At 50.4% G+C, this 14,810-nt stretch carries 13 protein-coding genes and 1 tRNA gene; 1 reads left to right on the top strand and 13 read right to left on the bottom strand.

Annotated elements, in window-relative coordinates; all coding sequences use genetic code 11:
- Nucleotides 1-2 precede the first annotated feature (2 nt).
- From DWY93_RS04865 to DWY93_RS04810, 12 genes are all read right to left on the bottom strand, one after another.
- On the bottom strand, nt 3-1,244 hold the full coding sequence (locus DWY93_RS04865) for a cobalt-precorrin 5A hydrolase (protein ID WP_181968493.1): 1,242 nt from the start codon (nt 1,242-1,244) through the stop codon (nt 3-5).
- A gap of 55 nt (nt 1,245-1,299) precedes the next feature.
- On the bottom strand, nt 1,300-1,530 hold the full coding sequence (locus DWY93_RS04860) for a small, acid-soluble spore protein, alpha/beta type (protein ID WP_021905969.1): 231 nt from the start codon (nt 1,528-1,530) through the stop codon (nt 1,300-1,302).
- An 82-nt stretch (nt 1,531-1,612) separates the two neighbouring features.
- Nucleotides 1,613-2,362: a hypothetical protein gene (locus DWY93_RS04855; protein WP_117469878.1), complete on the bottom strand. Its 750-nt coding sequence runs from the start codon at nt 2,360-2,362 to the stop codon at nt 1,613-1,615.
- A 450-nt stretch (nt 2,363-2,812) separates the two neighbouring features.
- The gene (rpsA, locus tag DWY93_RS04850; RefSeq protein WP_117469879.1) at nt 2,813-3,892 is read right to left on the bottom strand and encodes a 30S ribosomal protein S1; all 1,080 of its coding nucleotides are present in this window, start codon (nt 3,890-3,892) and stop codon (nt 2,813-2,815) included.
- Complete coding sequence (gene ispH / locus DWY93_RS04845) at nt 3,880-4,725, bottom strand: 4-hydroxy-3-methylbut-2-enyl diphosphate reductase (protein ID WP_117469880.1); 846 nt, start codon at nt 4,723-4,725, stop codon at nt 3,880-3,882. Before ispH ends, rpsA begins: the two co-directional genes overlap by 13 nt.
- A 1-nt stretch (nt 4,726) precedes the next feature.
- Nucleotides 4,727-5,398, bottom strand: coding sequence for a (d)CMP kinase (gene cmk / locus DWY93_RS04840; protein WP_117469881.1), 672 nt, complete (start codon nt 5,396-5,398; stop codon nt 4,727-4,729).
- Between the two features lie 102 nt (nt 5,399-5,500).
- Entirely contained in the window at nt 5,501-6,730 is a 1,230-nt protein-coding gene (locus DWY93_RS04835; protein WP_117469882.1) for an NAD(P)/FAD-dependent oxidoreductase, read from the bottom strand.
- On the bottom strand, nt 6,727-8,208 hold the full coding sequence (gene pap, locus DWY93_RS04830; protein WP_117469883.1) for a polyphosphate:AMP phosphotransferase: 1,482 nt from the start codon (nt 8,206-8,208) through the stop codon (nt 6,727-6,729). Before pap ends, DWY93_RS04835 begins: the two co-directional genes overlap by 4 nt.
- A 76-nt stretch (nt 8,209-8,284) precedes the next feature.
- Entirely contained in the window at nt 8,285-8,659 is a 375-nt protein-coding gene (locus DWY93_RS04825; RefSeq protein ID WP_117469921.1) for a DUF3783 domain-containing protein, read from the bottom strand.
- Nucleotides 8,660-8,818: 159 nt separating this feature from the next.
- A tRNA-Pro gene (locus DWY93_RS04820) sits at nt 8,819-8,892 on the bottom strand.
- A gap of 145 nt (nt 8,893-9,037) precedes the next feature.
- Complete coding sequence (locus tag DWY93_RS04815; protein ID WP_117469922.1) at nt 9,038-10,654, bottom strand: Na+/H+ antiporter NhaC family protein; 1,617 nt, start codon at nt 10,652-10,654, stop codon at nt 9,038-9,040.
- 135 nt (nt 10,655-10,789) lie between these two features.
- A complete protein-coding gene (locus DWY93_RS04810; protein WP_015554900.1) occupies nt 10,790-11,518 on the bottom strand; it encodes a YebC/PmpR family DNA-binding transcriptional regulator in 729 nt (242 codons plus the stop codon).
- 377 nt (nt 11,519-11,895) lie between these two features.
- Between DWY93_RS04810 and DWY93_RS17395 the strand changes: the two genes are divergently transcribed.
- The gene (locus DWY93_RS17395) at nt 11,896-13,824 is read left to right on the top strand and encodes a S9 family peptidase (RefSeq protein ID WP_242990528.1); all 1,929 of its coding nucleotides are present in this window, start codon (nt 11,896-11,898) and stop codon (nt 13,822-13,824) included.
- Between the two features lie 89 nt (nt 13,825-13,913).
- Here the strand turns inward: DWY93_RS17395 and DWY93_RS04800 are convergent, their stop codons facing one another.
- The gene (locus DWY93_RS04800) at nt 13,914-14,684 is read right to left on the bottom strand and encodes a TraX family protein (RefSeq protein WP_117469884.1); all 771 of its coding nucleotides are present in this window, start codon (nt 14,682-14,684) and stop codon (nt 13,914-13,916) included.
- Between the last annotated feature and the right edge of the window lie 126 nt (nt 14,685-14,810).

Below are 14,810 nucleotides of genomic sequence, written 5' to 3'. Positions count from 1 at the left end.
CTCTATCCTCTCGATTTTTCTTCCCGATCCGCATTTTCTCCGGACTTTCCGATCATATAATACGCTGCGGCCACTGTCACGCCGTCCTCCGCTTCCTTATGGATCAGGATCCTGCACTCGGAAGCTCTCACGCCCAGCCTGCACGCAGCCACTGCGGACCGCTCGCAGACATTTCCGGTTCCCGTGGTCTTTTGCACAAATTCCGACTCCGGGAAATCCCCCGGCTGTCCATTTAACTCCTCACTGGAAAATGTCAGAAACGGCACCTGAAGTTCCTTTGCGAATTCGATGAGTCCCTGCTCCTGCTTCTTGATGTCGATGCTCGCCGCCGCAAAGACGCTTCGCAGATCGATCCCGTTCCGCTCCATCGCACTTTCCACCGCAGTCCGGATCTTCTCCACAGGTGTCCCGCGTTTACAGCCGATTCCAAGTGCCACACACCGTGGGATCAGGCGCAGGACACGGTTCTCCGGAATCCCTTTCTTTTCTTTTCCAGACACCGTAATCCAGAGATTCCGCTTACAGATCCGATCCTCAAAAAGTCCCTCCGGAATCTTCTTCCACGCTGAAAATCCGAAATCTGAGAACACTCCCACCGGCTCACCCGCAAGAATATCAGCCGAAATCTCCTTCGCAAGTTTCCGGTCCGTGATCACAAATCCATGATCCTTTGCGAACACGTCCACCGCAAATTTCTTCTCCACATCCGTCGCCGTCGTCACCACCGGCACTGCTCCGATCCCGGAAGCCACCATTTCCGCCAGCCGGTTCGCTCCGCCCACATGTCCGGAGAGAAGTGGGATCACAAACTGTCCCGCCTCATCCACACAGACCACCGCAGGGTCCTGAAATTTATCCCGCACATATGGCGCAATGGAGCGCACCGCGATCCCACAGGCACTCACAAAAATAAGAGCATCGTCCCGCAGAAAAGCCTCCTTCGTCCACTCCGAAAGTCCGCCCTCCGGCACTGCCTGATAAGGCACTCCGGCATCCGTTGCCGCAAGCTGGAGCGCGTACCGCCCGGCGATCCACAGAGACTGATACAGAGTACCCCCCTCACAGGATCTGTCCTCGGTCTTTGCGCTCCTATCACGATGTTCCGGACAGGACGCATTCGCGAAAGCTTCAGAAGCTCCGGAAAGGGTGTCGTTGATCCGCTTCATCGTCTCAAATCCGGCTCTCGTAAAACAAATAAGCGATATATTCATAATTGATTCCCTTCCGAGATCTGATTTTTCCATATCGGTGAACTGCTGCATCTCTCTCCCCTAATTATAAAAGAAAACCGCCATTGTTTCAATGGCAGTTTTCCTCTGGATTCTCCTTATCCTGCGTTTTCGCGGACATTTCTCTCTTCTTTTTTGTCACAAGACCGCCGATCCTGCCGCTCTCTTTTGCGGTAAGGCATCGCCAGCCACCGGCGATTACCTTGTCCGCCAGCCCCAGCTCCTTCGCGATCTCGAATTTCATCCGGTCCTCCGGCTTTAAGTGCTCCGGATCCACCGGTTCTCTTTTTTTCTTCGACACAGGCTCACGCTCCTTCCATATGGAGAGTATACCCGCTGTCCAATACTTTCATACAGATCGGTTTCTCTTAAGATCCCATTATTTATTTTGCATATCCGTTCTCACCCTGGAACACGACGATCTTTTCTGCTTTATTTCCGTTCTCCTCGTTCCAGATCAGGATCTCGGTTCCTTCTGTAAGGTCTTCCTCGGAGACAATATTTCTTGTCAGATATGGAAGAAGTCTTGTTTCAGCGGTAATCATGTAATTGATCCCATTCTCGGCTGTGAGGATCCGCTCACCTTCTGTATTTGCAGCCATCAATTCCTTTACCTTCGTGTATCTCGGGAAATCATATCCCTCTGCCTGTACTAAGATCAGCAGACCATTTGTGATCGGCGGAAGGCTCAATGTCATTGCCTCGTCTACATAAGCGCTGATGGTATTTCCTTCTTTCAGATCACCGAGTTCCACCGGATAACCATTCTCTGCATCCAGAACCTTCGTATCCTCTGCGATCGTAATTACAACGTCCTCATCAAATCCATTATCCTGGCGATGCATCGTAAGCTGTCCATCTTCCACAGAAACGATCGTTCCCATCATCGGATCAGACTCACTCGCAGACTCCGTGTCTGCCGCTCCACTTTCCTGACCGGTACCGTCCGGAAGTTTTCCCGCCTCGTTTTCCGTAGTCGCAGATGTCTCCGTTCCTGCAGGAGTCTCAACGGCTGTCGTTTTTGTCTCCTCCTTTGTCTGTCCATCCGCCTTGCCGCATCCGGTGATCCCCATAGATGCAATCATCATGGCCGCACAGGCCAGCGCTGTCATTCTTTTCATATTTTTCGTCATAATAAAATTCCTCCTGTTCTCTTGTATCGGTCTTTGCCGGACTGCATTGTTTTACAGCGTTCTCCTTCAAATACCGATTTGCGGCCGTCCTGATTTTCCAAGGTTACTGTTCACAGTAACTTTTCAGGTTCTTCCGCCGTCTTTTGCTTTTGTACGGTTATCTTAACATACAAACCTTGAGATTACACTATGATTTCAATTACAAATCCCTTACGCATTTTTGTAGTGCGGGCATAATTTGCGGCATTTCTGCGGCAGGCTTCGCGGCCTCTGAAATCCGTTTCGATCGGCATCGAAAAATAACTCCAACGCATGACAATGCCGCAGACCCACGCAGGCATGAAATTTGACTCACTGTTTATAAAAATGAATGTGTCCTGTCACGCAAAAAGGACACCGCCCGTAAAGAACGATGTCCTCGAAAATTCTTATTTAAGAATCACCTTCGGATTACTCCTCTGTCTGCTCCTGTGCGTTGTCAGCCTCAAGAGCCTTCATGCTTAAGCTGATCTTTCTGTCTGCCTCGTTGAAATCAACGATCTTAGCAGTGATCTCCTGACCGATGGAAAGTACATCAGCCGGCTTAGCAACGTGCTCTCTGGAGATCTGGGATACGTGAAGCAGAGCGTCTACGCCCGGCTCAAGCTCAACGAATGCGCCGAAGTCAGTCATACGAGCTACCTTACCTGTAACTACGTTGCCTACTGCGTACTTCTCAGCAGCGTCAGCCCACGGATTTGTCTCCGGGAACTTCATGGAAAGGGCAATCTTCTCACCGTTGATGTCTTTGATGAGAGCTGTTACCTTATCGCCAACCTTGAAGACCTTCTTCGGGTTCTCGATTCTGCCCCAGGACATCTCGGAGATGTGGAGTAAACCGTCAGCGCCGCCGAGATCGATGAATGCACCGAAATCAGTTACGTTCTTAACAGTTCCTTCTACCTTGTCACCTACATGGATCTTCTCGAAGAGAGCTTTCTGCATCTCAGCCTTCTTAGCAACGATAAGCTGCTTGCGGTCGCCGATGACTCTTCTTCTTCTCGGATTGAACTCTGTGATAACGAATTCGATCTCTTTATCAGCATATTTGGATAAATCTTTCTCATATACGTCGGATACAAGACTTGCCGGGATGAAGATTCTAGCTTCGTCCACGATCACACTTAAACCGCCGTCAAGAACCTGGGAAACCTTTGCTGTAAGAACCTCGTGGTTCTCAAATGCCTCCTCAAGTCTCTTATTTCCTCTGTCTGCAGCCAGTCTCTTGTAGGAAAGAGCGACCTGACCCTCACCGTCGTTCACCTTTACGACTTTGGCTTCCATCTCGTCACCAACATGTACAAGATTTCTTAAGTCTACGTTGGACTCGTTTGTGTATTCACTGCGGGTAATGATGCCATCAGACTTGTAACCAATATTTAAAACGATTTCGTCTTCTTTTACGTCAATGACCTTACCGGTGACAACCTCTCCTGTACGTATTGTTTTTAATGATTCTTCTAACATTTGTTCAAAACTTAACTCTGACATTTAGTATGAACCTCCTCGATAATATTGTTTGGGGTTGACGCCCCGGCCGTAATACCTACACTGCGCACAGAACTAATACATTCAGGATTAAAGTCGCCCAGAGTCTGGATGTAATAGGTGTTTTTACATTCCTTCCGGCAGATATCGTATAGCTTCTGGGTATTCGAGCTGTGTTTCCCGCCGATAACCAGCATCACGTCCACCTGTGAGGCTATCCTCATCGCTTCCACTTGTCTTTCCTGTGTTGCATTGCAAATCGTATTTAAAACAGTTATATCATACCTCGTTTTAGAAATTTTTTCAACTATATCTTGAAATTTCTTGTAATTAAATGTCGTCTGGGATACAATACAAAGCTTCTCATTTTCCGGAAGCTGCAGCTTAAGAAAATCATCCATGTCCTCGATGACCACTGTCCGCTCATCTCCCCATCCCTTGATGCCCTGCACCTCCGGATGGTCCTCACTGCCTATGATCAGAACTTTTCTTCCTTCTGCTGACTGTTTTTCGACGATCCGGTGGATCTTTTTCACATAGGGACATGTGGCATCCACGATTTCCACATCGTTTTCCTTTAAGATCTCGTAGACATTTTTTCCGACACCGTGGGAGCGGATCACAACAACAGCGTTCCGGATCGTCTTCAATTCTTCTAAAGAGTCGATGACCTCCACACCCTTTTCCCTGAGATCGCCCACGACCTGCTCATTATGGATAATTGGACCGTAGGTGTAGATCCTTTTTTCCGTCCTGCCGATCTGATCATATACTTTTTCCACGGCACGCTTCACACCAAAGCAGAAGCCTGCTGTCTTTGCAACTGTTACTTCCATCTTACGCACCCTGCTTCTTATCGATCATCGCTGTGATCGTGTCCACGACCTCTTTTAACGTCATGTCGGAGCTGTCAAGGAGTACGGCGTCATCCGCCTGTTTCAACGGGGAATTTTCCCGATGCATATCCCGGTAATCCCGTTCGATGATGTCCTTCTCGATCTCATCGAGATCGCAGGCTGTTCCTTTCTCCTTAAGCTCATGATAGCGGCGTTTCGCCCGGACTGCGGAGCTTGCTGTCAGATATACCTTCACATCGGCATCCGGCAGGACACAGGTTCCGATGTCGCGTCCATCCATGATCACGTCTGCCTTCTTTGCCAGATCTTTCTGGAGTTCCACGAGCTTCTCACGGACCTTCTTGTAGACGGATGTGGCTGAAGCCATGTTTCCGACCTCTTCGGTGCGGATCAGCCCGGATACATTCTCGCCGTTTAAGATCACCTGCTGCGCACCGTTCTCGTAACGGATCGTGATCTCCACCTTGTCAAGTACCGCGTTGATGGCGTTCTCGTCGGTCTTATCGATTCCCTGGCGCAGAAAATATAACGCCATTGCCCGGTACATTGCTCCGGTATCCACATAGATAAAATTCTTCAGAGCTGCCACAGACTTTGCCACGGTGCTCTTTCCGGCTCCTGCCGGTCCGTCTATTGCTACATTAAAAGACATGTTATTCTCCCCTTAGTTTATTCCAAGATTTTTTATTTATTCGTGATGGTTCCATATCTTTACAGCCATACGGGTTCAAAGCTGCTTCTCAGGTCCGGTGCTCTATACGCTTCTGCCTGCCAGCATTCCGGTCGACCAGGCGATCTGCAGGTTAAATCCGCCGGTCACACCGTCCAGATCCAGAACCTCGCCCGCAAAATAGAGGCCCTGCAGCTTCTTCGATTCCATAGTGGATGGATTCACTTCCTTCACATTCACTCCGCCCTGCGTCACGATTGCCTCATTGTACCCGCGGAGTCCTGTGAGCGTCACGGAAAACGCTTTTGTGAGATCCACCAGACGTTTTCTCTCCTCCGCAGTCACCTCATTGACCTGTTTTTCCGGATCGATGCCGCTCCTCTTTATCATCACCGGGATCAGCTTTGCCGGGAAGAGGTGATTTAAGGAGTTCTTAAACTGCTTATTTTTCGCCTCATCGAAATCCCGCAGGATTCTCGCATCCAGCTGCTCTTTTGAGAGTGCCGGTTTCAGGTCGATATCCATTCTGAGCGACGTTTTTTTGATGATCTTCGCCGCATAGCTGCTGGCACTCAAAACGACAGGTCCACTGACGCCAAAATGCGTAAACAGCATCTCGCCGAACTCTTTCCAGAGCACTTTCTTTCCGTTCCAGACAGTCACCTCGATGTTTCTCAAGGAGAGTCCCTGAAGTTCTTTCACATCATCTTCTGCACACACGAACGGAACAAGCGCCGGTGACAAAGGTGTCACCGTGTGACCCGCCTCTTTCGCAAAACGGTACCCGTCCCCCGTGGAACCTGTTGACGGATAGGAAAGTCCGCCTGTGGCGATCACCACTGCATCGGCATCCACACTCTTTCCAGATTTTTCCAGAATGATCCCTGCCGCCCTTTCGTCCCTGATCACGATATCCCTGACCGGTTCATTTAAGAAGATCTTTACGCCAAGAGTTTTCATCTTCCGCTCCAAGGCCCCCGTCACATCGGAAGCATGGTCCGATACCGGGAACATTCTTGCTCCCCGTTCTTCCTTCACCGGGCAGCCGTTTGCCTCCACAAGATCCACGATATCAAAGTTTGTGAATCCATAGATGGCACTGTAGAGGAACTTTCCGTTGGAGACCATATTTCTGAACAGGTCCTCCGTATCGCAGCCGTTCGTCAGATTGCAGCGTCCTTTTCCCGTGATATAGATCTTTTTTCCAAGCTTCTCATTTTTCTCATAAACGGAGACATCATGTCCGCACTCCGCGGCGCCGATGGCAGCAGCCATTCCCGCTGCCCCGCCGCCTATAATCACTACTTTGCTCATCTTTTTCTGTTCTTTTCCACTTCTTTTATCTTTTTTTCCATGGCATCCGCCACAGTTTCAAGGACCTTGATTCGCGCATACCACTTGGAATTTCCTTCCACAACGATCCAGGGGGCATCCTTTGTAGAGGTCTTTTCCAGCATTTCATTTACAGCAAGCACGTAAGCATCCCACTTTTCCCTGTTTCTCCAGTCCTCGTCTGTGATCTTCCACCGTTTTTCCGGGTTCTTCATCCGGTCATTGAACCGCCGCTCCTGCTCGTCCTTGTCGATCTGGAGCCAGAATTTTAAGACAAGAGCCCCGGAGTGCACAAAATGTGCTTCCATCTCGTTGATCTCCCGATATGCATGGTGCCAGTCCTCCTCGGAACAGAAGCCCTCGATCCGCTCCACCATGACTCTTCCGTACCAGGTGCGGTCAAAGATCGCGATGTGTCCTGCCTTCGGAACATGATTCCAGAAGCGCCAGAGATAGTGATGGGATTTTTCCACATCGTTCGGGGATGCTGTCGGGCAGACCTTATATCCGCGGGGATCAAGATGGCTCGTCAGACGTTTGATCGCTCCTCCCTTTCCGGCGGCATCCCAGCCCTCAAAGCCAAGGATCACCGGGATCCGCAGACGGTAGAGTTCTCCGTGGAGCACTTCCAGCCGTTTCTGGAGCTTGTCCAGTTTTTTCCGGTATTCCGCCTCCTCAAGGCGCTTTGTCAGGTCCGCTTTTGCAAGGATCCCTTTTTCATATCTGTCAGGCGGAACCGGTTTCTCAAAGATCTCCGCCTCTTTTCCCGCCCGTTTTTTCTCAAGCGCCTTTTCCAGAACATCTGCCACCGTCTTTATGACCACCAGCGCCGTCCCGCCCTTTTCCTTCGCGTCGATCACGTACCAGGGAGCATAAGGCATATCCGTTCTCCTGATCATCTCATCGCTGAGCTTCTTATATTTTCCGTAATGGGCATTTCTCGCAAGTTCTTTCTCTGTGACGCGCCATGCGGTATCCTTTGATTCCAGAAGTTTTTTAAACCGCTTTTCCTGTTCCTTCTCTGAAATATCCAGAAAAAATTTGATGAGAACGGTTCCGCCGTCCACCAGGCATCTCTCAAACGCGCAGATATCCTCAAACGCGGCATCTGCTTTCTTTTCATTCAGCTTTCCCTCGAACCGGTCCGCCTGAACCCTCCGGTACCAGCTTGTGTCATAGATCGTGATCCGCCCATCCGCCGGGGCATGGACCGCAAACCGCCAGAGGAACGGACGGAGCGCTTCCTCCTCGGTATCCTTATCTCCGGTGTAAACGTCAAAGCCTCTCGGATCCAGTGCCTGCATGAGCCGGCCGATCTGCACGCCCTTTCCGGCACCGTCGTAACCGTCAAAGGTAATATAGACAGGAATCTTTTCCTCTTTGCATTCCCGCTGAAGGTTCCCGAGTCTCAGCATTTCTTCCTTCAGAGCTTCTTTTTGCTGTTTCTTCTCATCTCTCATGGACCGATCCCTCCATTCCATTTTATGGACTGTCAAACAGTCAGGTTCATCGTCAGTCTTTCCGGATTCCGGTGATCTACCGGTTCATTTTCGCGTGTTCCTTCGCAAGCTCCCCGTATAATGTCAGCGCGTTCCAGCTCTGGTTCGTCGGCGTAAGGACTGCCTTGTAGTCAATCCTTCCGGCCCCCGTCTTTCTCAGCGCAAGGATCACCGTGTCCACCTGCTTTGAGGTGAGTCCCGCCATCACCATCATCTCTTTTTCAAAGTCATCTCCTGTATAGACCTTCCCACAGGGCACGAGTTCCTTCACCCCGGCAAGATATCCCACCGGTTCCAGATACTCTTCCTTTTTCACAGCCCGCAGCTTCATTCCAAGCGGGAACAGCGCCCTCTTGATCTTCGCAAGTCTCTCGCCTTCCGGCAGATGGTATAAAAGAATGATTGGTTTCATATATGATCTGACCTTTCCGTTTCTCGTCCCCGACGGATTGGGACCGCAGGGCATTATACTGTTCTCATTATAGCAATTCCCGTTTCTGTTTGCAACTTTTGGCTGTACCGGTAAAGCAAAAGCAGGGGCTGGTTCATTCCAGCTCCTGCTCATCAAAAATCGGGGCAACAGGATTTGAACCTGCGACCTCTCGGCCCCCAGCCGAGCGCGCTACCAAGCTACGCCATACCCCGGGAACAAAAACTATTATACCAGAAACCGGCAAAAAAGCAACCGGAAAATATCGTCAGAAACATACAGAACAGGAAAAGGACCCGCAGATTCCGCAGGTCCTTTCAAAACCGGAGCCATCCGGCACGTTCAGTGGCCACATGGAACTCACGCTTCTTCCTTCATCACTCCATTCACCGCGCGGATCACAAACATTGTGGCCACCATAAGCGCAATGGCGATCGGCAGGGCAATCCATGCGGACTGTACGAAGCCCGCGATAATGTAGGAGACGAAGGACACAACCGCCGCCGTGACCGCATACGGAAGCTGGGTCGTCACATGATTTACATGTTCACACTGGGCTCCGGCGGATGCCATGATCGTCGTGTCGGAGATTGGAGAACAGTGGTCACCGCAGACAGCTCCTGCCATGCAGGCAGAGATGGAGATGATCATAAGATCCGGGTTGCTGTTTTCAAACACAGCAACAACGATCGGGATCAGGATCCCGAAGGTTCCCCAGGATGTTCCCGTCGCGAAAGCCAGAAAGCACCCCACAACGAAGATGATCGCCGGAAGGAAATTTAAGAAGGAACGGGCGCTGGACGCAACCACCGTCGCCACATAGACATCTGCGCCGAGGCTGTCCGTCATCGCCTTCAGTGTCCATGCGAAGGACAGGATCATAATCGCCGGGACCATGGACTTAAAACCTTCCGGAATGCAGGCCATGCACTCAGAGAATTTCAGGACCCGGCGTACCTGATAGAGACCGATGGTGATCAAAAGTCCGAAAAAGCTTCCCATCGTAAGTCCCAGGGACGCGTCACTCTGGGAGAAGGCTGTCACAAAATCCTCTCCTGAGAAAAATCCCCCCGTATAGAGCATGCCGACCATGCAGCAAATGATCAGGGATATGATCGGGATCAGAAGATCCAGAACGGTTCCCCTGACAGAGACCTCCGGCTGTTTCTCCGTGTCATACGGACGTCCCGGCGTGGTATAAAGGTCCCCCTTGAGCGCATTCTTCTCATGAAATTTCATAGAACCGAATTCTGTCCGTAAAAGTACCATTCCGATCATCATCACGATCGTCAGGATCGCGTAAAAGTTGTATGGGATCGCCCGCACGAAGATAGAAAATCCGTCCTCGCCCTCAACAAATCCGGTAACCGCGGCCGCCCAGGAAGAGATCGGTGCGATAATGCAGATCGGAGCTGCCGTCGCGTCAATCAGGTACGCGAGCTTTGCTCTTGAGACTTTAAATTTGTCTGTCACAGGGCGCATCACGCTTCCCACGGTCAGGCAGTTAAAATAATCGTCGATAAAGATCAGACAACCCAGCAGGATCGTCGCAAGCTCCGCGCCCACGCGGCCCTTAATATGATCCGCCGCAAACTGGCCGAATGCTGCCGACCCGCCGGCCCGGTTCATCAGGCACACCATCGTGCCAAGGATCACAAGGAAGATCAGGATTCCCACATTGTAGCTGTCAGAGAGAACGTTTATCATTCCGTCCTCAAAAATATGGGTGATCGTTCCCTCAAAGCTGAAACCGGAATACAGGATTCCACCCATAAGAACACCGATGAACAGGGAACTGTACACCTCTTTTGTGATAAGTGCCAGCCCGATCGCCACGACCGGCGGAACGAGCGCCCAGAACGTCGCATAGACCGCCGGCACATACTCTTCTGTCTGCTCCGCGCCAAATACGGTTATCGCGAACATCAGGACCAGCACCACAGAAAGCACTGCTGTCCTTTTTATATTTTTCTTCATATCCGTCATAACGGACTCCTCCCTCCTGTCTCCGGAGAGTTCCACGCTCTCCGATTTTCCTGTTACATGAAGAAATCCCCTCTCATCAGTACAATTCTGGTGAAAGGGGATCACAACATACACAATCACGATTTTTTATTCATCCCAGTTGTGGTATACAGCCTGTACGTCATCATCCTCGTCAAGGAGATCAAGGATTCTCTGCATCTTCTTGATCGCTTCCTCGTCAGTAAGTTCTACCCAGTTCTGCGGGATCATAGTAATATCAGCCTCTACCATCGGGATTCCGGCTTTCTCGAGAGCCTCGCGGACTGCACTGAAGTTGTCCGGATCTGTGATAACCTCGTAGCTGTCCTCCTCCTCGGAGAAATCCTCAGCGCCTGCATCGAGTGCAGCCATCATGAGTTCGTCGGCATCCATATCACACTCTTCTTTGTCGATCACGATCTGGCCCTTGCGGTCGAACATGAAGGAAACGCTTCCCTGTGCGCCTACGTTTCCGCCGCCCTTTGTGAAGGCGCTTCTTACGTTTGCTGCGGTACGGTTCTTGTTGTCAGTCAGTGTGTCAACGATGATCGCAACACCGCTCGGACCGTATCCCTCATATGTTAAGTTTTCGTAGTTTACGGAGTTTAAGTCACCGGCTGCTTTCTTGATACCGCGGTCGATGGTATCGTTCGGCATGTTGTTTGCTTTCGCTTTTGCAATCACATCACGCAGCTTGCTGTTGTTAGCCGGATCAGCGCCGCCCTCTTTAACTGCGACAGCAATCTCTCTTCCGATTACGGTAAAGATCTTACCCTTTGCTGCGTCATTTTTCTCTTTCTTATGTTTGATGTTGGAAAATTTATTATGTCCTGACATCGGTTCAGCTTCCTTTCTCTTCGCATCTCGCTCTTTTTTATCTCTCGTGCACCAGTCCCAAGGATCTTTTCGTGCGCATTATACATAGTCTAAAATATTCTAACATCATTTTTCTGATATGGCAAGCGCTTTTTCCGGATACCCCTGCTCCACTTTTCCTTGACACATTCCACTCTGAGTATTTATACTCATTTCATAGCGATCCAGTGCCTTCCGGCCTATGATCTTCCGGGGTCAGCCCGGCAGATTCTGTGGATGGATGCATCTGACCTGCATTTTTGCGCAAGTGCGCATCATTGGCACATTAGTGCCTGTTTGTATAATAGGGAATTCCTCGGATTTCCTGTTACAAAATACTAATTATGGAGGACATGACGATGAAGAAGATTGAGATCGACACATTCCTGAAGTTCCGTTTTTTGAGCAACCCACATTTCTCACCCGATGGAACGAAGATCGCCTTCACGGTATCCGTACCGGACCGGGAGACCAATGGCTATCTGTCTGACCTGTACCTGTATGATCTCAGGAAGAAGACTGTCTCCCGTGTCACCTGCAGCGGTGACGCGAAGACCTGGAGCTGGACCGCGGAGAATACCCTGATCTTTACCGCAGCCCGGACTGCCGCCTTAAAAAAAGAAAAGGAGAACGGAACTTCTTTCCTCTATGAGATCTCTCCGTCCGGCGGAGAGGCCCAGTGCATCACGTCCATTCCGGCTACTGTCACAGGGATCCGCCTTCTCCCGGATGGACGTTACCTTCTGACGATCCGTCATGATAATTACAGAGATACGAGAAAGAAATCTTACGAGGTCTTCGACGAGCTTCCGTTCTGGGGCAATGGTCAGGGATACACGAACGCGAAGAGGAACCGTTACGCCATCTATGATATGGGATCCGGTAAACTCACTTACGTGGCGGACGACTGGACCGACTGTTCCCAGTATTCTGTCCTTGGAAATCTCCTGCTCTACAAAGCATATCCGTGGAAACAGGGTGTCATGGGGATTCGTCCGGGCGTTTATCTTTATAACCTCTCCACCGGAGAGACAAAAACCTTGATCGCGCCGGATTCCATGCGCACCGGAGTTGTCTCCCTCTTAGACGAAAAGACTGCACTCATTGCGGCAACGGATGACTCCTATAAGGATACGACGAAATACTGTGACTTCTACCATATGGATCTCGTGGACGGATCCATGAAGCTGATCCATCCTTATGAATCTTCCATCGGCGGCTCCTCCGTGGGCTCCGATTCCAGATTCGGCGCAGGACAGACATTTAAGGCTGTGGGCGGGGAATTTTACTATATTTCCACCGTGGGAGATTTTTCCCATCTCTATAAGATCTCCCGGGGCGGCACCGTCTCCGGGCCGCTGACGGCAGGAAACTCCTGCGACAGCTTCGATGTTGCGGGCGGACACATCGCCTCCATGGAATTCCACGGACTCCACATTGCGGAACTCTTTGTAGACGGCGAGCAGGTGACCCACATGAATGACTGGCTCACCGACGAATATGATGTACAGACACCGGAGGCGTTCTCTTTCACCGCCAGCGACGGCTACGAGATCCACGGATGGGTCTTAAAACCGGCAGGTTTCGAGGAAGGAAAGTCCTATCCCGGCATCTTAACTATCCACGGCGGTCCGAGAACCGTTTATTCAGACGTCTACTATCATGAGATGCAGATGTGGGCAAACCGCGGATATTTCGTGTTCTTCTGCAATCCGAGAGGATCTGACGGACGGGGCACGGATTTTGGAAATATCAACGGAATCTACGGAACTGTGGACTATCAGAACCTGATGGATTTCACGGATGAAGTTCTGAGGCGGTACCCGATGATCGATCCGGAACATCTCGGTGTCGCAGGCGGCTCCTACGGCGGATTCATGACAAACTGGATCATCGGACACACAGACCGTTTCCATGCCGCCGCTTCCCAGCGTTCCATCTCTAACTGGGTATCCTTTGAGCACAACTCCGATATCGGACACACCTTCATCTTAAACAACCAGGGAACCAACACGAGGACCGATGTGGAGCTTCTCTGGAAGCAGTCTCCGCTCCAGTTTGCGCCGAACTGCAAGACACCGACACTCTTTATCCACTCTGATGAGGACTACCGCTGCTATATGGCGGAAGGACTCGCCATGTTCAGCGCCATCAAGCGGAACGGCTGCCCGTCGAAGCTTTGCCTGTTCCATGGAGAAAACCATGAGCTGTCCAGAGGCGGAAAGCCGGAGAACAGGATCGACCGGATGACGGAGATCATTAACTGGATGGATGAATATTTAAAATAAAGGAAACGATCCTACCGCTCTTTTTTATATGTGCCACAAGATTTCAAATGGCTGCAGGGTCGTATTCCCTGCAGCCGCAGTTCTTATCATTATCGATTTACATAATTCAGCACCAATGCAAGAATCAGCATATGGACCGGATAAAACGCATAACAGCTATACTGGAAGACTTTCGTATGGCAGCCCTGCCGTCCACGATACAACCAGATCAGAAGCAGTGAAAGCAATGCAAGTCCCTGCTGGCAGAGTTCAAAGTCCATCCCAAAAAGCCGGATGGGGTACATCAGACCTCCCAGCAGCTCTACATTGACCCAATAGAGCGCCAGAATCTGTCCGGCAAAACACCACCATTTTCTTCCCCGGAAAAAGTAAAAAATAAACAGTGTCAATACACCGGCACCATAGTAATCTGCCATTCCTACCGTCCCAAGTGCACTTCCAACCAGCACGACCAGAACCGCCGTCGGAAGAAAGATCGTAAGCTTCTGTTTTTTTCGAGTTTTTTCCATCAAATGGATTCCGGAGAGTCCTATCAACAGCGTCCAGATCACATTCTGATGAAACGGATAGAACCAGGTTCCGCCATACATCAGATCAAAGGGTATCTCCGACAGCACCGCAAACAGCAGCAGCCGGAGAATGTACTTTTTAAAGCTGTGCGTGTGAAAATATCCTTCCACTGCCATAAATGCAAAGATGGGAAACGCGAGCCTTCCTACGCAGGTCAGCCAGTCCTGCGCCGGAAGAAGCGTAGCCCAGAGATGATCCATCAGCATAAATGTCATGGCAATGATATGAAGCATTGCTGCACTGATGTCAAAGGTTCCTGACTGAGATGAATGTACTTGATTTTTTACCATATTGTCACTCCTGTTGTTTTCTCTCAGTCCAATTATACTTCCTTTTACCGTCTCTGGTCAAATCCTTATCAGTGACAACGTTTCTTCTACCTGCCGGGCTCACGAGTCAAGACCATCGGCTTAGCC

It is taken from the genome of Clostridium sp. AF28-12 (assembly GCF_003435225.1).
In the GTDB taxonomy this organism is placed as follows: domain Bacteria; phylum Bacillota; class Clostridia; order Lachnospirales; family Lachnospiraceae; genus Pilosibacter; species Pilosibacter fragilis.
The sequence above is the reverse complement of the archived record's forward strand: the minus strand, read 5'-3'. Positions and strand labels throughout refer to the sequence as shown.

Excerpts from the sequence above, each read along its gene's own strand:
- DWY93_RS04865 (WP_181968493.1), bottom strand. The coding sequence starts at position 1,244 with ATGGAAAAATCAGATCTCGGAAGGGAATCAATTATGAATATATCGCTT.
- DWY93_RS04855 (WP_117469878.1), bottom strand. The coding sequence starts at position 2,362 with ATGACGAAAAATATGAAAAGAATGACAGCGCTGGCCTGTGCGGCCATG.
- rpsA (WP_117469879.1), bottom strand. The coding sequence starts at position 3,892 with ATGTCAGAGTTAAGTTTTGAACAAATGTTAGAAGAATCATTAAAAACA.
- ispH (WP_117469880.1), bottom strand. The coding sequence starts at position 4,725 with ATGGAAGTAACAGTTGCAAAGACAGCAGGCTTCTGCTTTGGTGTGAAG.
- cmk (WP_117469881.1), bottom strand. The coding sequence starts at position 5,398 with ATGTCTTTTAATGTAGCAATAGACGGACCGGCAGGAGCCGGAAAGAGC.
- DWY93_RS04835 (WP_117469882.1), bottom strand. The coding sequence starts at position 6,730 with ATGAGCAAAGTAGTGATTATAGGCGGCGGGGCAGCGGGAATGGCTGCT.
- pap (WP_117469883.1), bottom strand. The coding sequence starts at position 8,208 with ATGAGAGATGAGAAGAAACAGCAAAAAGAAGCTCTGAAGGAAGAAATG.
- DWY93_RS04825 (WP_117469921.1), bottom strand. The coding sequence starts at position 8,659 with ATGAAACCAATCATTCTTTTATACCATCTGCCGGAAGGCGAGAGACTT.
- DWY93_RS04815 (WP_117469922.1), bottom strand. The coding sequence starts at position 10,654 with ATGAAGAAAAATATAAAAAGGACAGCAGTGCTTTCTGTGGTGCTGGTC.
- DWY93_RS04810 (WP_015554900.1), bottom strand. The coding sequence starts at position 11,518 with ATGTCAGGACATAATAAATTTTCCAACATCAAACATAAGAAAGAGAAA.
- DWY93_RS17395 (WP_242990528.1), top strand. The coding sequence starts at position 11,896 with ATGAAGAAGATTGAGATCGACACATTCCTGAAGTTCCGTTTTTTGAGC.
- DWY93_RS04800 (WP_117469884.1), bottom strand. The coding sequence starts at position 14,684 with ATGGTAAAAAATCAAGTACATTCATCTCAGTCAGGAACCTTTGACATC.